Here is a 17,833-nt window from a genome sequence, read left to right as displayed (position 1 = left end):
CCCCTGGTGCTGCGTGTTGCCGTGTCTCAGACCTGCTCGAAGTCACCCGCGAGCGCCGAGGCGATCCGCAGATGCGAGCCGGCCTCCTCGTGCCGACCCTGGCGCTCCAGCGTGCGGCCCAGCATCAGCCGCGCGTAGTGCTCCACCGGGTCACGCTCCACGAGGACGCGCAACTCGGCCTCGGCGCGCCGCAGTTGGGCCGAGTGGTAGTAGGAGCGCGCCAGCAGCAGGCGCGGCCCGGTCTGCTCGGGCACCTCCTCGACCAGCCCGCCCAGCACCCGCGCCGCCGCGGCGTAGTCCTTGGCGTCGAAGAACATCTGCGCGCGCTCCCAGCGCTCCGCCGGTGTCCCGTGGTCGTAGTACGTCATGTCCACTTGACCTCCTTCGATCTGCCACAACGGCCGGTGTTGGTTGAATATTCCACTACCTTCCCGTGGTGGCCAGCTCCGCGTTCGCCCGCTCGGCGACCAGGGTCAGCACGCGCCCGGTGGCCAGCAGATCCTCCTCGGGAATGCCGCCCCAGATCCTGCCGGTCGCCGCGCTCGTCTCCTGCGTGATCCGCTCGTACAGGGCCCGGCCCGCGTCGGTGATCCGCACCTCGGACGCGTCCGTCGCGACGAGTCCGGCGGTGATCAGTCCGTCGATGGTGCCCTGGACGGAGTCCTCGTCGGTCTTCAGGGCCGCGACGGTGTCCGCGGCGAGCCGGGCGCGGTCGACGGGTCCCGCGGCGAGAACGACCGGCCGCAGGACGATCTGCTGCTGGAAGTCGAGGCCGTGGCGGCTGAGGACGCTCTCCAGGACGGCACGGGCGGCGTAGTGGGCCAGGCCGAGCATGCGGGCGTCCGCGGGGGGTGTGGTGGTTGTGGTCATGACTGCTCCTTGTCGTGCTCACTCGCGGGGACGGGTGCAAGGGGTGTGTCGAGCAGGGTCGCCAGATCCCGGCTGAACTCCCGGGCCCGCGCGCTGTCGAGCCCGCCGAGCGGCTCCAGCAGCTGCTCCAGAAGTCCGTGTACGACCTTGATCGCCCGCCGGGTCACCTCGCGGCCCTGTTCGGTGAGGGCCAGTTGGACCGCGCGGGGGTCGCGGGGGTCCCGGGTGCGCTCGACGAGGCCGGCCGTTTCCAGGGCGCGGGCCAGCTTCGAGACGTAGAGCGCTTCGAGGCCGGTGTGGTCGGCGAGGTGCCGCTGGCTGGGGCGCAGCCCGGAACGCTGCATGCCGTACAGGGACGCCACCAGGGAGTACTGCGCATGGGTCAGTCCCAGGGGTGCCACCGCGCGGTCGACCGCCACGCGCCACTTCATCGACAGTCGCCAGACCAGGAAACCGGGCGTCCCGCCCTCGGATGCCGTACTCATGGCCGATACGGTACATGGCTACTATGTCCGTGGCTACTATTTTCCGACGGGAGAACGGCGCCCGAGAGCACGGGGCATGGGAACCGGCGAGGGGCTCACGGACTGACGGAACGGCCTCGGCGGGACTAGGTTGTCGCCATGAGCAATCTTGATCGCGAAGCGGTTCCGGCCCTGTGCGGCGGCCGCGGTTTCGTGGTGGCGGAGCCCGTCCGTGAACTCCTCAGCCCGCGCCGGGTGCAGCTCGGCGAGTCCACCGAGGTCCGCCGACTCCTGCCCAACCTGGGCCGCCGCATGGTCGGCGCGTGGTGCTTCGTGGATCACTACGGCCCCGACGACATCGCCGACGAGCCCGGCATGCAGGTGCCCCCGCACCCCCACATGGGCCTGCAGACGGTGAGCTGGCTGCACGAGGGCGAGGTGCTGCACCGCGACTCGACCGGCAGCGTCGCGACGATCCGCCCGCGCGAGCTGGGCCTCATGACCTCCGGCCGCGCGATCAGCCACGCCGAGCAGAGCCCCAAGACGCACGCCCGCTTCCTGCACGGCGCGCAGCTCTGGGTCGCCCTCCCCGACAGCGACCGCCATGTCGAGCCGCACTTCGAGCACCACGCCGAACTGCCCGTCGTCACGGCGCCGGGCCTGCGCGCCACGATCGTCCTCGGCGACGTCGACGGCGCGGCCTCGCCCGGCACGACGTACACCCCGATCGTCGGCGCGGACCTGGCCCTCGCCGCCGGAGCGGACGTACGCCTGCCGCTGGAACCGGACTTCGAGTACGCCGTCCTCGCCATGTCCGGCGAGGCCCACGTCGACGGCGTCCCGGTCCTCCCCGGCTCGATGCTCTACCTCGGCTGCGGCCGCACCGAACTCCCGCTGCGCGCCGCGTCGGACGCGGGGTTGATGCTGCTGGGAGGCGAGCCGTTCGACGAGGAATTGATCATGTTCTGGAACTGGATCGGCCGCACCCAGGAGGAGATCCAGCAGGCCCGCACGGACTGGATGACCGGCACCCGCTTCGGCGAGGTGAAGGGCTACGACGGCGATCCGCTGCCGGCTCCCGAACTGCCGCCGGTGGCGTTGAAGCCGCGGGGGAGGGTGCGCTGACCCGCTGGGGGCCGGGCGAGGACGCTCACCCGTTGCCGCTCCGCCTCCGCTGACGGTGTACCGCGGTACCACTGACCAGCGCTCATTGTGACCTCCGGGTCCACGGGTCGCGCCGTAGCCGCTCCTAGCCTCGAAGCAGTGACCCGGCCGGATGCCGGGCCGGGCGGAAGCGGGGAGCGGCACAGTGATCGAAGTTCGTGGGCTGACGAAGCGGTACGGGGACAGGACGGCGGTGGACGGCCTGAGTTTCACCGCCCCGCCCGGACGGGTCACCGGGTTCCTGGGGCCCAACGGGGCGGGCAAGTCCACCACCATGCGGATGATCGTGGGCCTGGACGCGCCGACCAGCGGCACGGCCCTGGTCAACGGCAAGCCCTACGCCCAACACCGCGCCCCCTTGCAGGAGTTGGGGGTACTGCTGGAGGCGAAGGCGGTGCATCCGGGTCGCTCCGCTTTCAACCACCTCATGGCGTTGGCGTACACCCATGGTGTGCCGCGTCGACGGGTGGAGGAGGTCATCGACCTGGCGGGTCTGCACGACGTGGCGCACAAGAGGGTCGGGGCGTTCTCGCTGGGGATGGGGCAGCGGCTGGGCATCGCCGCCGCGCTTCTCGGGGATCCGGCGGCCGTCATGCTGGACGAGCCGGTCAACGGGCTCGACCCCGAAGGCGTGCGCTGGGTACGGGAGTTGCTGCGCGGACTGGCCGCCGAGGGCCGCACGGTGATGCTGTCCTCGCACCTGATGAGCGAGATGGCGCAGACCGCCGACCGCCTGGTGGTCGTCGGCCGGGGGCGGCTGCTGGCCGAGACGACCGTCGACGCGCTGGTGGAGCGGTCGGAGGACAAGGGGGTGCGGGTGGCCACCGGCGAGCCCGCGCGGCTGCGCTCGCTGCTGGCCGCACCTGGCGTCACCGTCACCTCGACGGGCGCCGAGCGGCTGGTCGTCTCCGGCCTGGACACGCGGCGGATCGGGCAGGTGGCCGCCGAGCACCAGGTGCCGCTGTACGAACTGGTCACCGAGTCGGTGTCGTTGGAGGAGGCGTTCATGAATCTGACGCAGGACGCGGTGGAGTACCAGAGCCTCGACGCCGGGAGGGCCGCCTGATGACCGCGAGCACCCTCACCGCCACCCCATCGGCGTACCGCGTGATGGGCCGACGGGTGGTCCGCTCCGAGTGGGCCAAGTTCTGGTCCCTGCGCTCCAGTTGGATCACGCTGGGCGTGGCCGTGCTGTTCCTGGTGGCCATCGGGGCGATCGCCGCCGGCCTCTACAGCCCGAGCGGCCCGCTGGGCGGCAAGGACGCGGCATCCGGTGCCGCGCTGACCCTGGCACTGGCCGGCACCAACCTCGCGGCCCTGGCCGTCGGTGCGCTCGGTGTCCTGCTGTCGGCGGGGGAGTACAGCACAGGGATGGTCCGCTCGACGTTCGCCGCGGTGCCGGGCCGGCTGCCCGTGCTGTGGGCGAAGTGCGCGGTCTACGGCCCGATCGCGTTCGTCACGTCGACCGTGGGCGCCCTGGTCTCGTTCCTGCTGGGGAGCGCCGCCCTGCACGGCGAGCGGATCGCGCTGTCCCTCGGGGACGCCGGGGTCTTCCGGTGCCTGCTGGGCGCGGGCGTGTACCTGGGCCTGGTCGGTGTGTACGGCGTGACGGTCGGCCTGCTGGTGCGCAACAACGCCGGGGGCATCGCGATCCTGGCCGGCGTGGTGCTCGTCCTGCCCGGCCTGACCGGGTTGCTGCCCAGTTCCCTGGGTGACACCGTCAGCCGGTATCTGCCCAGCAACGCCGGCCAGTCGGTGATGACCCTGCACGAGTCCGGCGACTCCCTGGTCAGTCCCGAAGCAGGGGTGACGGCACTGCTGGTGTGGGCCGTACTGCTGCTGGCCGGTGCCGCCTGCCGGCTGCGCCGCAGTGACGTCTGAGGCCGCGTCCGCGAGGATGGAGCCGATGAACGACAGGACGGCGGCACGGTCGGCCCGGGCGGGGGCGACCGCGCCCTCGCCCGGGCCGCGGGTCGTCGGCGCGGGCCCGGAGACTTTCGGTGCCAGGTCGGACGCCGTATGGGCGCACCCCGCGATGCGGCTGCTGCTGCGGGTGCTGAGCCGGCTGCGGGCGGCGGACCGGCGACGTCCTTGGCTCCTCGACACCGCCGTGGTGGTCCTGCTCGCCGCCGCCGCGCCACCGGACCTGCTCGCGCACAGCCCGGGGCATCCGGTGTCGCGCCCGGTGGGGGCCGGCCTGCCCGTCGGTGTGGTGCTGGCCATCGCGGCCGTGCTCGTCGTCCCCCTGTGGTGGCGGCGCCGGGCTCCCGCCGCGGTCTTCGGTGTCTGCCTCGTGGTGTGCCCGGTCATGTGGTCGCTGGGCCTGGGGCCCGCGGCCGCCGCCGTGCTGCTGATCGCCCTGTTCGACCTGGCCCTGCACGCCGCGCCGCGAGCGATCTGCTGGGCGCTGCCGGCGACCGTCGCGGGCTGGGTGCTGATCGTGGTGACGGTGATCCCGGCGGCCAGTCCGGCGGCGTTCCTGATCCTGTCCACCGGTACCGGCATCGGGGCAGTAGCCCTGGGCCTGACCCTCCGGATCAGCCGGCTCTACCTGTCCGCGCTGCGGGACCGCGCGGCACGGCTGGAGGTCGAGCGCGACCAGCGTGTCCGGCTGACGGCGGCGGCCGAGCGCTCGCGGATCGCCCGCGAGATGCACGACATCGTCGGCCACAACCTGTCGGTCATGGTCAACCTCGCCGACGGCGCCGCCGTCCTCACCACCCGCGACCCCGCGCGGACCGAGCAGGCACTCCATCTCATCGGCGACACCGGCCGGCAGGCGATGGACGAACTCCGGCGCGTGCTGGGGGTGTTGCGCGCGTCCCATGAATCCGAGGACGACAGCTCGCCCCGGTCCCCGCAGCCGGGTGTCCGTGACCTGGACACCCTGCTCGACCGGGTGCGCGCGGCCGGGCTGCCCGTGGCCTACCGCACCGTCGGCCCGGTCGACGCGCTGGGCCGGGGCGTGCAGCTCACGGTGTTCCGCGTGGTGCAGGAGGCGCTGACCAACACCCTCAAACACGTCGGCCCCGGTGCCACGGCCGACGTCACGGTCACGGCCGAGGACGATCGGCTCCGCGTGCGGGTCACCGACACCGGTTCACCGGCGCGCGAACGGTCCCCGTCTTCCCGCAAGGACACCGGGCACGGACTGGTCGGCATCCGCCAGCGGGCCGCGCTCTACGACGGCACCGCAACCATCGGACCACGCGACGACGGCCAGGGATGGATCGTGGACGTCCTGATGGATCCGTCCGCCTCGGCCACATCAGGAGAGCCCTCACCATGACCACCGTCCTGATCGCCGACGACCAGCCGTTGCCCCGCATGGGCTTCCGGATGCTGCTCGACGGCTCGCCCGGCGTGAGCGTCGTCGGCGAGGCGGACAACGGCGCGCAGGCCGTCCGAATGGCGGCCGAACTGAGCCCCGACGTGGTCCTGATGGACGTGCGGATGCCGGGTCTCGACGGCATCGAGGCGACCCGCCGCATCGTGGCGGCGGGCGGCCGCACCCGCGTGCTCATCCTGACCACCTTCGACCTCGACGAGTACGCCTACGCCGGCCTGCGCGCCGGGGCCAGCGGCTTTCTGCTCAAGGACGTCCGCCCGACCGAACTCCTCGCCGGGATCGAGGCGGTCGCGACCGGCGACGCCGTGGTGTCACCCCGGCTCACCCGCCGGCTGCTCGACGCCCACGCCCATGACGTCCTCGCGCCCGACGCCGGACCTCGTACGGACCCGCGACTGGCGGCGCTCACCGAACGCGAGCACGAGGTGCTCGTGGCCATCGGTTCGGGCTGGACGAACGCGGAGATCGCCGATCGTCTGGTCCTGACCGAGTCCACGGTGAAGAAGCACGTGGGCCGGGTACTGGCCAAGGTCGGTGCCCGGGACCGTATCCAGGCGGTCATCCTCGCCTACGACGCGGGACTGGTCGCTCCCCGGCAGTGAGCGCCGCACCCTTCGCGCCGGAGACATGACAGTGTGCCGCCGAGGTGACCCGGCGGCACACTGCCGTGCGTCAGGCTTCTGGTCTCAGTCGGTCGTCGTCGAGGTGGTGTGCTTCTTGTACAGCTTCAGCGGCACGCGGCTGATGATCGAGTCGAGGGAGGAGTCGTTCCGCCCGTCGGCCCAGGTGACGTAGGCGTACTTGTCGGTGAGCGTGATGCCCGACCAGCGGTCACCGGGAGGGCCCATCTCGCCGACCGGCTCGGTCACGTGGTTGACCTGCACCGGGTCGCTGAACGAGCGTCCGTGGTCGAACGAGACGGCCGAGAAGGCGTCGCCCGTGGTGGTCCGCCACATGACACCCAGGTCGCCGTCCGGGCCGAAGTCGATCGCCGGCCGCTGGGCGTTAGGGGTGGCGATCGTCGCCGGGCCGGTCCAGGTCCTGCCGGCGTCCGGGGTGACGTAGACGTCGAGGGTGTTGGAGTCCCGGGGCACCATGACGGCGAACCGGCCGCGGTGGGAGGTGTCCGCGGCGACCCACGGGACGGGATCGGCGGCCGCGCCCAGGCCCGGCGTCGGCACCAGGGAACCGGTGCCCGCCGCGACGGGGGCTCCCTGGCCGTCCTTGACGGTGGTGTTCGTCCACGTCTTGCCGTCGTCGTGGCTGACGTGGAAGTTCACCGGCGCTCCGGCTTCCTGGGAGGCGGACACGAGGATCCCGCCGTACACGGCGATCTCCCGTCCGGGATAGCCGCACACCAGCGGGATGCCCGGCGCCACCTCGATGCACGGCATCGGCCCGGGGATCACCCGAGAGTCACTGCTGAAGGTTCTGCCGCCGTCCGCGCTGACGGAGACCGCGCTCGGGTACTCCCACGCCGCTCCGGCGACCGCGTAGACCTTGCCGGTCGCGGCGTCCACCCGCATCTTCGGGGCGCCGCCGAGGAGAAGCGGTGTGGACACCGGGTCGGTCCAACTCCGGCCGCCGTCCGTCGACTTCGCGACCTGGTTGTGGTTCACCAGGTTCGCGTCCAGGCCGGAGCTGACCTGGTTGTTGTCCACGTACACGGTGCCCTTCGCGTCGAACTGCACGCTCGGCTCACCGCACTTGGGCGCCGCGGTACCGAGCGGCCAGGCGACCTGGGTCCAGGTGTCGCCCCTGTCGTTCGAGTAGGCGAGGAAACACCCGCCGTCGACCGGCTCCAGTCCCGGCGACGGCGGGAAGATCGTCGAGACGAACACCAGGTTCTTCGGGTTTCTCGGATTGACGGCGACCGTCGGCTGGCCTTCTTTGGTGGCCGGCATGTTGGTGACGTCGACTTCGTGAATTGCCGCGTTGCCCGCACCGATCGGCGAGGCAACGGCGGCAGGTGTTCCATACACCAGGAAAAGTGCGGAGAATGCCGCCGCGCTTAACGTCGCGGAAGAACTTCTGAACAGCACCATGTGATCCTCGATTTCCACGTCCGGTAGAACGGAATTCTTTCGCCGACCCCGTGGCCGCAGGCTCGGCCAGCTCCCGCGAACGTCGCTCATGAGCGCTTCTTTTCGCTTCGTTGTGATTCGGCCCGCTCAGGCTAGAGAGAATCGCTTCCGTATTCGTGGGACCACGGGAGACAATGGACCCGACGGAGTGGTACCGCAGTACCATTCCGTTTCCGACTTTCCTTTCGGGCGACGGACCGAGAAGGTCTGTTTCAGGATGTTTTCTGGTCGGCGGGCTTTTCGATTCCGGTCGTCACCTGTGCCCCTCGGAAGAGCACCGGGAGCCACAGGAGACATGCCAGGAGGGGGACCGCGGCGTAGGCGGCCATGCCCGCACTGGAGCCCAGCCCGTCCATGAGCGTGCCGACGACGAGATAGCCGATGCCGATGAGCGCCGACTCCACGAAGGCGATCATCGACAGCAGGCTCGCCCGATGGCGCGAGGGCACGGCCTCGTTGAACACGTTGTCCACGAGCACGGCGGTGATCTCGGGAATTCCGACCAGGAGCAGGAACGCGGCGATGGTGACCCAGGCAAGGCCGAGGCCGCTGAGGGCGAGCGCCGCGGCGAGCGTCAGGAGGGACACCGGGACGATGACCCGATACCCGACGCGCCGGTTCGCGCGGTCCGACAGCAGGGGAGTGAGCCCGCCGACGAAGAATCCCGCCGATATGACCACGCTGACCAACGCGGTGCCCGCGCCCTGATCCGAGAGGGTCTTCTGCGTGAAAATGATGTACGGCGTCAACGTCGCGTGCATCAGTCCGGACACCACGACAAGCGTCACGAGCGCCGGCGTGGCGACCCGAAGCATCGCCCGCCACGCGGTGGCGTCGCCGTGCCCCTCGGCTCCGTCCTGCTCGTCCACCGCGTCCGCGCCGCGGATCTCGGGCACCCGTGACATCAGCACCACCACGGACAGGACGAGGCACGCCGCCGAACCGACGTAGACAACTCCCCAGGAGATCCGCAGGAGTTGGCCGCCGACGACGATGGCGACTCCCGAGGTGACCGTCCCGAGCATGGTGAACCGGGACTTGATCCTGACGTAGCCGGCCGTTGCGCCACGACGCACGAGCAGGTCGTACAGCAGGGCGGTGTCCGAGCCGGACACGCATGCCATGCCCACGCCCTGGGTGATGAACAGGGCCAGGAACACCCAGTAGTTGGTGAACGTCCCCTGGCCGAGCAGGCATCCGGCTACGACCAGCTGGCCGATCACGATGCTGGCCCGCCTGCCGATGCGGTCGGCGATGACTCCCGTCGGCAACTCCGCGAGTCCGCTCACCAGGTACAGCAGGGTCTGAAGGAGCGCCACTTGCCCGGCGGAGAAGCCCCGCTGCTGAAGGAAGAGGACGAACACACCGCGCTGGAACAGTGAGTTGGCGAGCACGGCGTATACGTAGAACGGGCGCGCGACGCTTCGTGCGGCATCGTCGACTGCGGCCGACCCGCCAAGGGCCTCCGTGGTGCCGGTCATGCTGCGAGCTCCCCCTGGTGACTCCGGTGACCATCGGCGTTGTGCCTCCGCCGCCGACCGGAACCTCCAGTCCGTACTTCACGCGGGAGATCGGGCCGGCCGTCCGGGAACCGTTGCCAGCGCCGCGGGTCATCTTCACAGCCCGCGAGCACGGCCTCAACCCGATAACCGCCCTGCGCGACCTCTTCACTCGAAGCGCCTGGCCGCCGCCCGCTCGCGTCCGCGCCCCCGCCGTCACCGGGATGGGGACGAGCGCTGCGGCTTGCCGGTCAGTCGGCCGTTTCCGCCGTCTCGGGATCGTCGGCCGGCGCGGACTCGTCGGTGTCGTCGTTGGTCGCGGCCCAGCTGGCCAGCAGGTTGAGGGCGTCCTGTGATCGGGACGCGGGCTCGGCGGTGTACGTGAGGAGGAACTGGCTGGGGTCGCTGCCGAGCGGGAAGGTCTCGAACGGCAGGTCCAGGTCACCGACGACCGGATGGTGGAGGCGCTTCGCGCCGGTGGTGTGGATCCGGACGTTGTGGGCGGCCCAGCGGCGGCGGAATTCCTCGCTGCGGGTGGACAACTCCCCGATCAGGTCCGTCAGTCGGCGGTCGTAGGCGTCGCGGCCGGCCTCGGCGCGCAGCATGGCGACCGTGTCGTTGGCGACCTCGTCCCAGTCACGGAAGAACTCGGTCGCGTGCGGGTCGAGGAAGACGAACCGGGCGTTGTTCGGCGGCCGTACCGGGTCGGCGTAGACCGGGGAGAACAGCGCGCGCCCGAGGAGGTTGGCGGCCAGGACGTCCAGGCGCCCGCTCATGACGAACGCGGGTGTGCCGGTCATCGAGTCGAGGACGCGTCGCACCGCGGGCCTGACGCGTTGCTGGGCCGGACGGCGGCGCGGTGGACGGGCCGGGCCGGCGCCGCGCAGGAGGTCCAGGAGGTGGAGGCGCTCGGCCTCGTCGAGCTTGAGCGCCTGCGCGATGCCGTCGATGACGCTGTCGGAGACGCCGGTGGCGTTGCCGCGTTCCAGCCGGGTGTAGTACTCGCTGGAGATTCCCGCGAGCAGGGCCACCTCCTCCCGGCGCAGCCCGCTGACCCGCCGGCGGTCGCCGCCGTACGAGGGCAGTCCGGCCTGCTCGGGGGTGACCCTGGCCCGTCGCGTGCCCAGGAATTCCCTGATCTCCGCACGGAAATCACCCCGGATGTCGCGGTTGGTGCCGTAAGGGTCGTTTCTTCCTGCCATGGGCTCCACTCTACGAACGCCTCCCGCTGTCTGGGAGTCCCTCTCGGTGACCCCCTCATCAGGGACTCCCACCCACGCGTGTCAACCGGTTCTGTTGATGGTGCACCGCCCACGAAAGAACAGGACACGCTCATGGCAACCAAGCTGACCGGTACCGTCGCGCTCGTCACCGGCGCGAGCAGCGGCATCGGCGCCGCCACCGCCCGCCGGCTCGCCGAGGACGGCGCCTCCGTCGCCCTGGTGGCCCGCCGCAAGGACCGGCTGAACGACCTCGCCGCCGAGATCGAGAAGGCGGGCGGCACCGCTCTGGCGGTGGAGGCGGACATCACCGACCGCACCCGGGCCGAGGCCGCCGTACAGCGGACCGTCGAGCACTTCGGACGCCTGGACACCCTGGTCAACAACGCGGGCGTGATGCTCCTGGGCCCGGTCGTCGGCGCGGACGCCGAGGAGTGGGACCGGATGATCGCCGTCAACGTCCAGGGCCTCCTCCACACCACCCGCGCCGCCCTCCCGCACCTGCTGAAGGCCGCCGAGGACGGACCGCGCCGGGTCGCCGACATCGTCAACATCAGCTCGATCGCGGGCCGGGTCGCCTGGAACGGCTACGGCGTCTACAACCTCACCAAGTTCGGCGTGAACGGCTTCACCGAGTCCCTGCGCCAGGAGGTCACCCGGCGACACGTCCGCGTCGGTGTCCTCGAACCGGGCGGTGTGGACACCGAGTTGGGCTCGCACAACGACCACAAGCCCGAGGTCCGCGACGCGATCGGCACCTTCTACGAGCAGACCGAGGTCCTCGCCCCCGAGGACATCGCCGACGGCGTCGCCTACATGGTCACCCGGCCCCGCCACGCCTCCGTCGGCGAACTGTGGATCATGCCCACCGACCAGGCCTGACCTCCCGCCCACCGAAATTCGCCAAGCATCGCAAACACGCACAAAGGAACCCATCATGAGCAAGGTCATTCTCGTCACCGGTGCCGGACGTGGTCTGGGCACGGACATCGTCCGCGAGGCCCTCGCCGCAGGCCACCAGGTCGTCGCCACCGGCCGCCGCCCCGAAGAGGTCGAGAAGACCCTGGGCGGTCCGCAGGACAACCTGCTGGTCACCAAGCTGGACGTCACCAGCCTGGAGGACGCCGAGGCAGCCGCGCAGGCGACCGTCGACCGCTTCGGACGCATCGACGTCCTGATCAACAACGCCGGCAATTTCTTCGCGGGCTACTTCGAGGAGATCACGCCCGCGCAGATGCGCCAGCAGATCGAGACCAACCTCTTCGGCCCCATGAACGTCACCCGCGCCGTCCTGCCCGTCCTGCGCGAGCAGCGCGCCGGCCACGTCATCACCCTCTCCTCCTCCGCCGGCATCATCGGCCAGGAGTTCTGCGTCGCCTACGCCGCCTCCAAGTTCGGCGTCGAGGGCTGGATGGAATCCCTGCGCTACGACGTCGAGCCCTACGGCATCCACACCACGGTCGTGGAACCCGGCTTCTTCCGCACCGAGTTGCTCGTCGACGGCTCCACCATCTGGCCCGAGCCGACCATCGACGACTACGCCGAGCGCACCACCGCCACCGTCGCCGCCTGGAAAAGCATGAACGGCCGGCAGACCGGCGACCCCGCCAAGCTCGCCCGCGCGCTGCTCGCCATCGCCGACCAGGACAAGCCCCTGCAGCGCTTCGTCGCCGGCGCCGACGCCATCGAAGGCGTCCAGGCCAAGGCCCAGGAACTCCTCGCCCAGGCCGAGGCCTCCCGCGAACTCGGCGGCGACCTGGGCTACGACGACACCGGCGCCTGACACACATACGGGAGACCTGCCGGGGTGTGCCAACGGCGGGTTCCCCGGTTCGGGTGCGCCTGGTGCGGGCTGAAAGGCCGTGTCGGGGGCACTCGGTTCTTTGAGACGCCGATGTGTGCCGCTTCCCGGAGAGAAGCAGAATGCCTGTACCTGGCCGTCCGAAGGTGGTGTGCCGTGATGGTTCTCTTCCTGTTGCTCGTCCTGATCGCCCTTGTGTTGGGGATCGTCGGAGTGGCCGCGAACGGCTTGGGCTACCTGCTGGTGGTCGGCGTCGCGGTTCTCGTGGCGGCTCTGGCCCTGGTCGCCGTGCGCTGGTCCCGACGCTCCGGCAGCCGCCCTGTTCGATGACGGCGACCATGCGGTAGCCGCCGCCTACGGCAAGCAGGCGCTCGGGTCGTGGCGGTCGGCCCGCCGGAGTGTCTCTCCGATGTGGTGGGCCAGCGAGTGCGGGTCCTGCGCGTGTGCGAGATGGCCCTGGCCCGGCATGGTGACGACGCGGGCGTCGGGCAGGGCCGTCGTGAACCGGGCGAATGCCTCACCGTAGGGCGCGGCGCCTTCGTTCAGGGCGCCGAGCAGCAGGGTGACCGGCAGGTCGAGGGCGGCGAAGGCCCGCAGGTCGGTGACGTGGTCGTCGAGTGCCGTCAGTTCCCGGGCCAGCGGTGCGGCCAGAGGGCGGAGGGTCTCCCAGGCGGGGCTTCGGCGCAGTTGCGCCACGTGTTCCGCGGAGAAGCCGGACACGTCCAGGTTCACGATCTCCACGGCGCGGTCCAGGTCGTCGGCCTCGGCGGCTTCCCGGAGGGCGTCGAGTGCTCCGCGGCCGAAGGGGCGTACGACAGGTTCGTAGAGGGTGAGGGAGCGGACTGTGTCGATGTGCCGTGCCGTCGCCTCCAGTGCGACGAGGCCGCCGAAGCTCCAGCCGAACAGGTCCACCCCCTGCTCCGCGCCCTCGGCGGTGACGATCTCGGTGAGGACGTGGTCCAGATCGTCGATCTCGGTGCGCATCGAGTAGTCCGGACCGAGCGCGCCGCTGGGCTCGCGTCCGCGCCGGTTCAGGACGTAGACCGGTCCGGGAACGTCCAGCGCGGCCACCACGGGCTGCCAGCCAGCGGCGTTCGCCATGACCCCCGGCACGATCAGCAACGGCCTGCCCGAACCGTCGCGCCGGGTGAGAGCGAGCCGGACGCCCTCGCGTTCCACGTTCCTCAGCATGTGTGCGGTACCTCCTGAACGGGTTCCCTGTCGGAGCGTCACCGTACGACAACTCCACTTTGGACTGTGGGTATAGTTATTGGACGTACAGTCTTAAGCGAGGGTGAGGGGTGGGAATGGCGGACGGCAAGCCGGTCCCGGACGCCGAACGCGACGCGATCATCGCCGCGTTGGTGCCCGTGGTCGACGGGATCGCGGCGACGTTCGGTCCGGTGTGCGAGGTGGTGCTGCACGACTACCGGCGCCCGGAGAAGTCGGTGGTCGCCGTCGCCGGAGCACTGACCGGGCGCTCGGTGGGCGGGGCGATGAGCGAGATCGGGCTGCGGATGCTGGCACGCGGCGACGAGGCCGACGACGAGCTGAACTACCTCACCCGGACCAGGGGCGGGCAGCAGCTGAAGTCGTCCACGATGGTGCTGCGGGACTCCACGGGCGCGGTGTTCGGCGCGCTCTGCGTCAACGTCGACGTCACCGCCGTACAGCAGGCGCAGGCCCTGTTGGCCGGGATCGGTGGGGGCGGGGCGGCCGAAGCGTCGGCCACCACCACCTTCGGCAACGACATCGACTCCGTCGTCGAGGCCATCGTCGACGCCCATCAGCTACGGCGCGGCAGGACCTGGGTCCAACTCGACCGCGCGCAACGGCTGGAGCTGTTCCGTGGCCTCGACGAGCACGGGGTGTTCGCCGTGCGCCGGGCCATCGAGCAGGTCGCCGCCCGGCTCGGCATCTCCCGGGCCTCCGCCTACAGCTACCTCGCCCAGGCGCGAGCCGCGACCGGCACCGCCGCCACTTCCGATACCGCTTCCGATGGAGGAGCCGCGTGACCACCACCCCGCCCATCACCCTCGACGATGTCCTCGGTGCCGCCGCGCAGATCAAGGGCGTCGCGCACCGCACACCGGTGCTGCGTTCCCGCACCCTCGATCAACTCGTCGGCGCCGAGGTGCACTTGAAGTGCGAGAACTTCCAGCGGATCGGTGCCTTCAAGTTCCGCGGCGCCTACAACGCGGCCTCCCGGCTGACGTCCGAGCAGCTCGCGTGCGGCATCGCCGCCTACTCCTCCGGCAACCACGCCCAGGCCGTCGCCCTCGCCGCCCGCGAACTCGGCACCACCGCGGTGATCCTCATGCCCGAGGACGTCCCGGCCTCCAAGCGGGCCGCCACCGAGGGATACGGCGCCGAGGTCGTCACGTACGACCGCTACAGCGGCGACCGGGTCGCCATCGGCGAGGCCCTGGCCGCCGAGCGGGGGCTCGCCCTCATCCCGCCCTACGAACACCCGCACGTCATGGCGGGGCAGGGCACGGCGGCACTCGAACTGGTCGAGGAAGTGGGGGAGTTGGACGCCGTGGTGGTGCCCGTGGGCGGCGGCGGGCTGATCGCCGGGACGGCCACCGCCGTCAAGGGGCTGCACCCGCGCACCCGCGTGATCGGCGTCGAACCGGAGGCCGGGGACGACACCAAGCGGTCCCTGGAGGCAGGCCATCGCGTCTCCATCCCGGTGCCGCGCACCATCGCCGACGGTCAAGCGGCCGACATCCCGGGGGAGTTGACCTTCTCCGTCAACCAACGGCTGGTCGACGAGATCGCGTTGGTCAGCGACGAGGAGATCAAGGACGCGATGCGCTTCGCCTTCGAGCGGCTGAAGATCGTCATCGAGCCCAGCGGCGCCACCCCGCTGGCCGCGCTCCTCGCCGGGCGCGCGGGCCAACTCCCGGGCCGGGTGGGCATGATCGTCTCCGGCGGCAACATCGACAGCGGGCGGTTCGCCGCGCTGTGCGCGAGCGGCGGCCCCTCCTGAACGTGCCCGAGTGGGCCTGACGGTTCCCCCGAATGGCGCTCCCGGGTGGACAGGAAGACGATGGAGTGGTGGGGCACGGCCCCCGCCGGAGCATCGGTGCCGTTCGTGGTCGCCGGGAGACGGAGACCGGCCCCGGCCGTGCTGTGCGCGGCCGGAACGGAGGCAGCCGTCATGCTGGAAGTGAAGACGGTCGAGAAGCCGGACGAGCGACGGGACTTCCCCCGCGGCCACCTCGAAGCGGTCCACCTCAGCGGACTCGACTTCGCCGTGGGCACCTTCGAACCGGGCTGGCGCTGGTCCGAGTCGGTGGCTCCGATCGCGGGCACCGAGAGTTGCCAGATCCATCACAACGGTTACGTGGTGCAGGGGCGCATGCATCTCCGCATGGACGACGGCGGCGAGGGCGAGGTCGGCCCCGGCGACGTCTTCGTGTGCCCGCCCGGACACGACGCGTGGGTGGTCGGCGACGAGCAGGTGATCGTGTACGACTTCGCCGGTGCCATGGCCACGGACTACGCGAAGGCCAAGTGACCGACCCGTAGGTGCCCGGCGGCACCGCACCCGCCGGACGCCTACGTCATGCCTCGTACGGGACGACCTGCCCCTCGGCGAACGCGACCCCTTCGGCGTGCCCGAACAGCCCGGGCAGCCCGCCCGTGTGCACGAACACCGTCCGCTCGCCCGGCCTGATGTCGCCGTCCCGGACGGCCGCGATCAGGCCGGCCATCGCGCGTCCCGTGTACGTCGGGTCGAGGACGAGCCCGGCGGTGCGGGCGGCGAGGGTGAGGGCCTCGGCGGTGGCGGCGGTGAGGGTGCCGTAGCCGCCGCCGATCTGGTCGTGTCGTACCCGTAGTCCCTCCGGTGAGGGCAGTCCCGCGAACTCGCTCACGGCGGCGGCCGGTTCGGGCAGCGCGCCCACGTCGACCCCGAGGACAGTCTCCTGCCCGAGCGAGGTGACCAGCCCGGCCATCGTGCCGCCCGAGCCGAGCGCGACGACGGCGGTACGGAGATCGGGGAGCTGCTGTCGCAACTCCTCGCCGCAGCGCGCGTATCCGCGAGCGCCGAGCGCGCTGGAACCGCCGAACGGGATCAGTGCGGGCCTCGCGCCCGCCGTGCGGAGCTGCTCGCACACCTCGGCCGCCGTCCCGTCCAGTCCGGCCTGGTCCACATCGCCCGCCCAGGCGATCCGCGCGCCGAACAGCCCGTCGAGGGCGAGGTTCCCCGAGTGCGACGCGCCCGGCGAGCCGCGCAGCACCAGCACCACGTCCAGGCCCAGCCGGGCTCCGGCGGCCGCGGTCAGGCGGGCGTGGTTGCTCTGCGGGGCGCCGGTCGTGACCAGGGTGTCCGCGCCCTCGGCGAGCGCCGCGCCCACGGTCCACTCCAGCTTGCGGATCTTGTTGCCGCCGCCTCCGAGTCCGGTCAGGTCGTCGCGCTTGATCCACAGATCGTCCGGGCCGAGCCCGATCGCGGTGGCGAGTCTCGGGGCCGGTTCGACGGGGGTGGGGAAGGTGGCCAGTTCCACGTGCGGGTCGCTGTGCGGGTCGCTCATGGCATACATCATCGCGCGTTTCGGCGACCGGTCCGCTGGTGGGCTTGCCCATGGAAACCGATCGGTTTACTGTGGCTCACGCGAGAGGAAACCGATCGGTTTCCACCTCTCTTCGTCTCAGCTCAGGAGATCCCCATGACGAACATCGAAGGTTCCGTCGTCCTCGTCACCGGCGGCAGCCGCGGCATCGGCCGGGCGCTGGTCGAGGCGCTGTACGAGCGCGGCGCGAAGAAGGTCTACGCGACCGCCCGCGACCCGAAGACCGTCACGCACCCGGACGCCGTACCGCTGGCACTGGAGGTCAGCGACCCCGCCTCCGTCGCGGCGGCCGCCGAACAGGCGCAGGACGTCACGATCGTGATCAACAACGCCGGCGCGTCCGTCAACGCGAACTTCCTGGACTCGCCCGTCGAGGACGTCCGCCGCGAGTTCGAGACCAACTTCTATGGACCCCTGCTCGTCACCCGCGCCTTCGTGCCGATCATCGAGCGCAACGGCGGCGGCCACCTCCTCAACGTCCACTCGGTGCTGTCGTGGGTCGGTGTCCTGGGCTCCTACAGCGCGTCCAAGGCGGCCCTCTGGTCGCAGACCAACTCCCTGCGCCTGGACCTGAAGCCGCGCGGGATCGACGTCACCGGACTGCATGTCGGCTACGTCGACACGGACATGGCCGCACATGTCGACGGGCCGAAGTCCACTCCCGAGAGCGTGGCGGCGCAGGCCCTCGACGGCATCGAGGCCGGCGCCTTCGAGGTACTGGCCGACGACCTGACCCGCCAGGTCAAGGCCGGGCTCTCCGCCGAAGGCGGCGCGCTGTACCCGCAGTTGGCGTCCTAGTCCG

20 protein-coding genes are annotated in these 17,833 nt (G+C 71.0%); 12 read left to right on the top strand and 8 right to left on the bottom strand.

The window, feature by feature from the left end; genetic code table 11:
• Window positions 1–26 precede the first annotated feature (26 nt).
• The 3 genes from OO69_RS04035 to OO69_RS04025 are packed head-to-tail and all read right to left on the bottom strand — an operon-like array spanning window position 27 to window position 1,355.
• On the bottom strand, window positions 27–374 hold the full coding sequence (locus tag OO69_RS04035; RefSeq protein ID WP_033278983.1) for a tetratricopeptide repeat protein: 348 nt from the start codon (window positions 372–374) through the stop codon (window positions 27–29).
• A gap of 49 nt (window positions 375–423) precedes the next feature.
• On the bottom strand, window positions 424–870 hold the full coding sequence (locus tag OO69_RS04030) for a MarR family winged helix-turn-helix transcriptional regulator (protein WP_033278982.1): 447 nt from the start codon (window positions 868–870) through the stop codon (window positions 424–426).
• Window positions 867–1,355 carry a MarR family winged helix-turn-helix transcriptional regulator gene (locus OO69_RS04025; RefSeq protein ID WP_033278981.1) on the bottom strand — a complete coding sequence of 163 codons (489 nt, stop codon included), beginning with the start codon at window positions 1,353–1,355 and terminating at the stop codon, window positions 867–869. Before OO69_RS04025 ends, OO69_RS04030 begins: the two co-directional genes overlap by 4 nt.
• A 138-nt stretch (window positions 1,356–1,493) precedes the next feature.
• Between OO69_RS04025 and OO69_RS04020 the strand changes: the two genes are divergently transcribed.
• From OO69_RS04020 to OO69_RS04000, 5 genes are all read left to right on the top strand, one after another.
• Window positions 1,494–2,459, top strand: a complete 966-nt coding sequence (locus OO69_RS04020; RefSeq protein ID WP_033278980.1) for a pirin family protein — start codon at window positions 1,494–1,496, stop codon at window positions 2,457–2,459.
• Window positions 2,460–2,643: 184 nt separating this feature from the next.
• Entirely contained in the window at window positions 2,644–3,564 is a 921-nt protein-coding gene (locus OO69_RS04015; protein WP_033278979.1) for an ABC transporter ATP-binding protein, read from the top strand.
• Window positions 3,564–4,379 (top strand): ABC transporter permease, encoded by an 816-nt coding sequence (locus tag OO69_RS04010; protein ID WP_033278978.1) that lies wholly within the window; start codon window positions 3,564–3,566, stop codon window positions 4,377–4,379. Before OO69_RS04015 ends, OO69_RS04010 begins: the two co-directional genes overlap by 1 nt.
• Window positions 4,380–4,404: 25 nt before the next feature.
• Window positions 4,405–5,787 carry a sensor histidine kinase gene (locus OO69_RS04005; protein WP_234444327.1) on the top strand — a complete coding sequence of 461 codons (1,383 nt, stop codon included), beginning with the start codon at window positions 4,405–4,407 and terminating at the stop codon, window positions 5,785–5,787.
• Window positions 5,784–6,449, top strand: a complete 666-nt coding sequence (locus tag OO69_RS04000; RefSeq protein WP_033278976.1) for a response regulator — start codon at window positions 5,784–5,786, stop codon at window positions 6,447–6,449. Before OO69_RS04005 ends, OO69_RS04000 begins: the two co-directional genes overlap by 4 nt.
• Window positions 6,450–6,533: 84 nt before the next feature.
• Here OO69_RS04000 and OO69_RS03995 read toward each other — a convergent pair whose 3' ends face one another.
• The 3 genes from OO69_RS03995 to OO69_RS03985 form a co-directional block, all read right to left on the bottom strand.
• The gene (locus OO69_RS03995) at window positions 6,534–7,751 is read right to left on the bottom strand and encodes a sialidase family protein (RefSeq protein WP_234444326.1); all 1,218 of its coding nucleotides are present in this window, start codon (window positions 7,749–7,751) and stop codon (window positions 6,534–6,536) included.
• A gap of 392 nt (window positions 7,752–8,143) precedes the next feature.
• Complete coding sequence (locus tag OO69_RS03990) at window positions 8,144–9,412, bottom strand: MFS transporter (RefSeq protein ID WP_199810873.1); 1,269 nt, start codon at window positions 9,410–9,412, stop codon at window positions 8,144–8,146.
• A gap of 269 nt (window positions 9,413–9,681) precedes the next feature.
• Window positions 9,682–10,632: a helix-turn-helix transcriptional regulator gene (locus OO69_RS03985; protein WP_051800757.1), complete on the bottom strand. Its 951-nt coding sequence runs from the start codon at window positions 10,630–10,632 to the stop codon at window positions 9,682–9,684.
• Window positions 10,633–10,764: 132 nt separating this feature from the next.
• Here OO69_RS03985 and OO69_RS03980 point away from each other — a divergent pair, with 132 nt between their 5' ends.
• From OO69_RS03980 to OO69_RS51860, 3 genes are all read left to right on the top strand, one after another.
• Complete coding sequence (locus tag OO69_RS03980) at window positions 10,765–11,532, top strand: SDR family NAD(P)-dependent oxidoreductase (protein WP_033278974.1); 768 nt, start codon at window positions 10,765–10,767, stop codon at window positions 11,530–11,532.
• Window positions 11,533–11,587: 55 nt separating this feature from the next.
• Complete coding sequence (locus tag OO69_RS03975) at window positions 11,588–12,433, top strand: SDR family oxidoreductase (RefSeq protein ID WP_033278973.1); 846 nt, start codon at window positions 11,588–11,590, stop codon at window positions 12,431–12,433.
• A 174-nt stretch (window positions 12,434–12,607) separates the two neighbouring features.
• On the top strand, window positions 12,608–12,781 hold the full coding sequence (locus OO69_RS51860) for a hypothetical protein (protein WP_158713350.1): 174 nt from the start codon (window positions 12,608–12,610) through the stop codon (window positions 12,779–12,781).
• A 24-nt stretch (window positions 12,782–12,805) separates the two neighbouring features.
• Here the strand turns inward: OO69_RS51860 and OO69_RS03970 are convergent, their stop codons facing one another.
• Complete coding sequence (locus OO69_RS03970; protein WP_033278972.1) at window positions 12,806–13,642, bottom strand: alpha/beta fold hydrolase; 837 nt, start codon at window positions 13,640–13,642, stop codon at window positions 12,806–12,808.
• A gap of 116 nt (window positions 13,643–13,758) precedes the next feature.
• Between OO69_RS03970 and OO69_RS03965 the strand changes: the two genes are divergently transcribed.
• The 3 genes from OO69_RS03965 (at window position 13,759) to OO69_RS03955 (ending at window position 15,974) form a co-directional block, all read left to right on the top strand.
• Window positions 13,759–14,466, top strand: a complete 708-nt coding sequence (locus tag OO69_RS03965; RefSeq protein WP_033278971.1) for a helix-turn-helix transcriptional regulator — start codon at window positions 13,759–13,761, stop codon at window positions 14,464–14,466.
• Complete coding sequence (locus tag OO69_RS03960; RefSeq protein ID WP_033278970.1) at window positions 14,463–15,443, top strand: pyridoxal-phosphate dependent enzyme; 981 nt, start codon at window positions 14,463–14,465, stop codon at window positions 15,441–15,443. The genes OO69_RS03965 and OO69_RS03960 overlap by 4 nt, the downstream gene beginning before the upstream one ends.
• Window positions 15,444–15,614: 171 nt before the next feature.
• Entirely contained in the window at window positions 15,615–15,974 is a 360-nt protein-coding gene (locus tag OO69_RS03955; RefSeq protein WP_033279214.1) for a cupin domain-containing protein, read from the top strand.
• 46 nt (window positions 15,975–16,020) lie between these two features.
• On the opposite strand, the gene OO69_RS03950 is transcribed toward OO69_RS03955, so the two are convergent.
• Window positions 16,021–16,992: a D-cysteine desulfhydrase family protein gene (locus tag OO69_RS03950; protein WP_033278969.1), complete on the bottom strand. Its 972-nt coding sequence runs from the start codon at window positions 16,990–16,992 to the stop codon at window positions 16,021–16,023.
• Window positions 16,993–17,127: 135 nt separating this feature from the next.
• Here OO69_RS03950 and OO69_RS03945 point away from each other — a divergent pair, with 135 nt between their 5' ends.
• Window positions 17,128–17,829 carry an SDR family oxidoreductase gene (locus OO69_RS03945; RefSeq protein ID WP_033278968.1) on the top strand — a complete coding sequence of 234 codons (702 nt, stop codon included), beginning with the start codon at window positions 17,128–17,130 and terminating at the stop codon, window positions 17,827–17,829.
• The last annotated feature ends 4 nt before the right edge of the window (window positions 17,830–17,833 follow it).

This window comes from Streptomyces sp. NRRL F-525, from assembly GCF_000716605.1.
Taxonomy (GTDB): domain Bacteria; phylum Actinomycetota; class Actinomycetes; order Streptomycetales; family Streptomycetaceae; genus Streptomyces.
The sequence above is the reverse complement of the archived record's forward strand: the minus strand, read 5'-3'. Positions and strand labels throughout refer to the sequence as shown.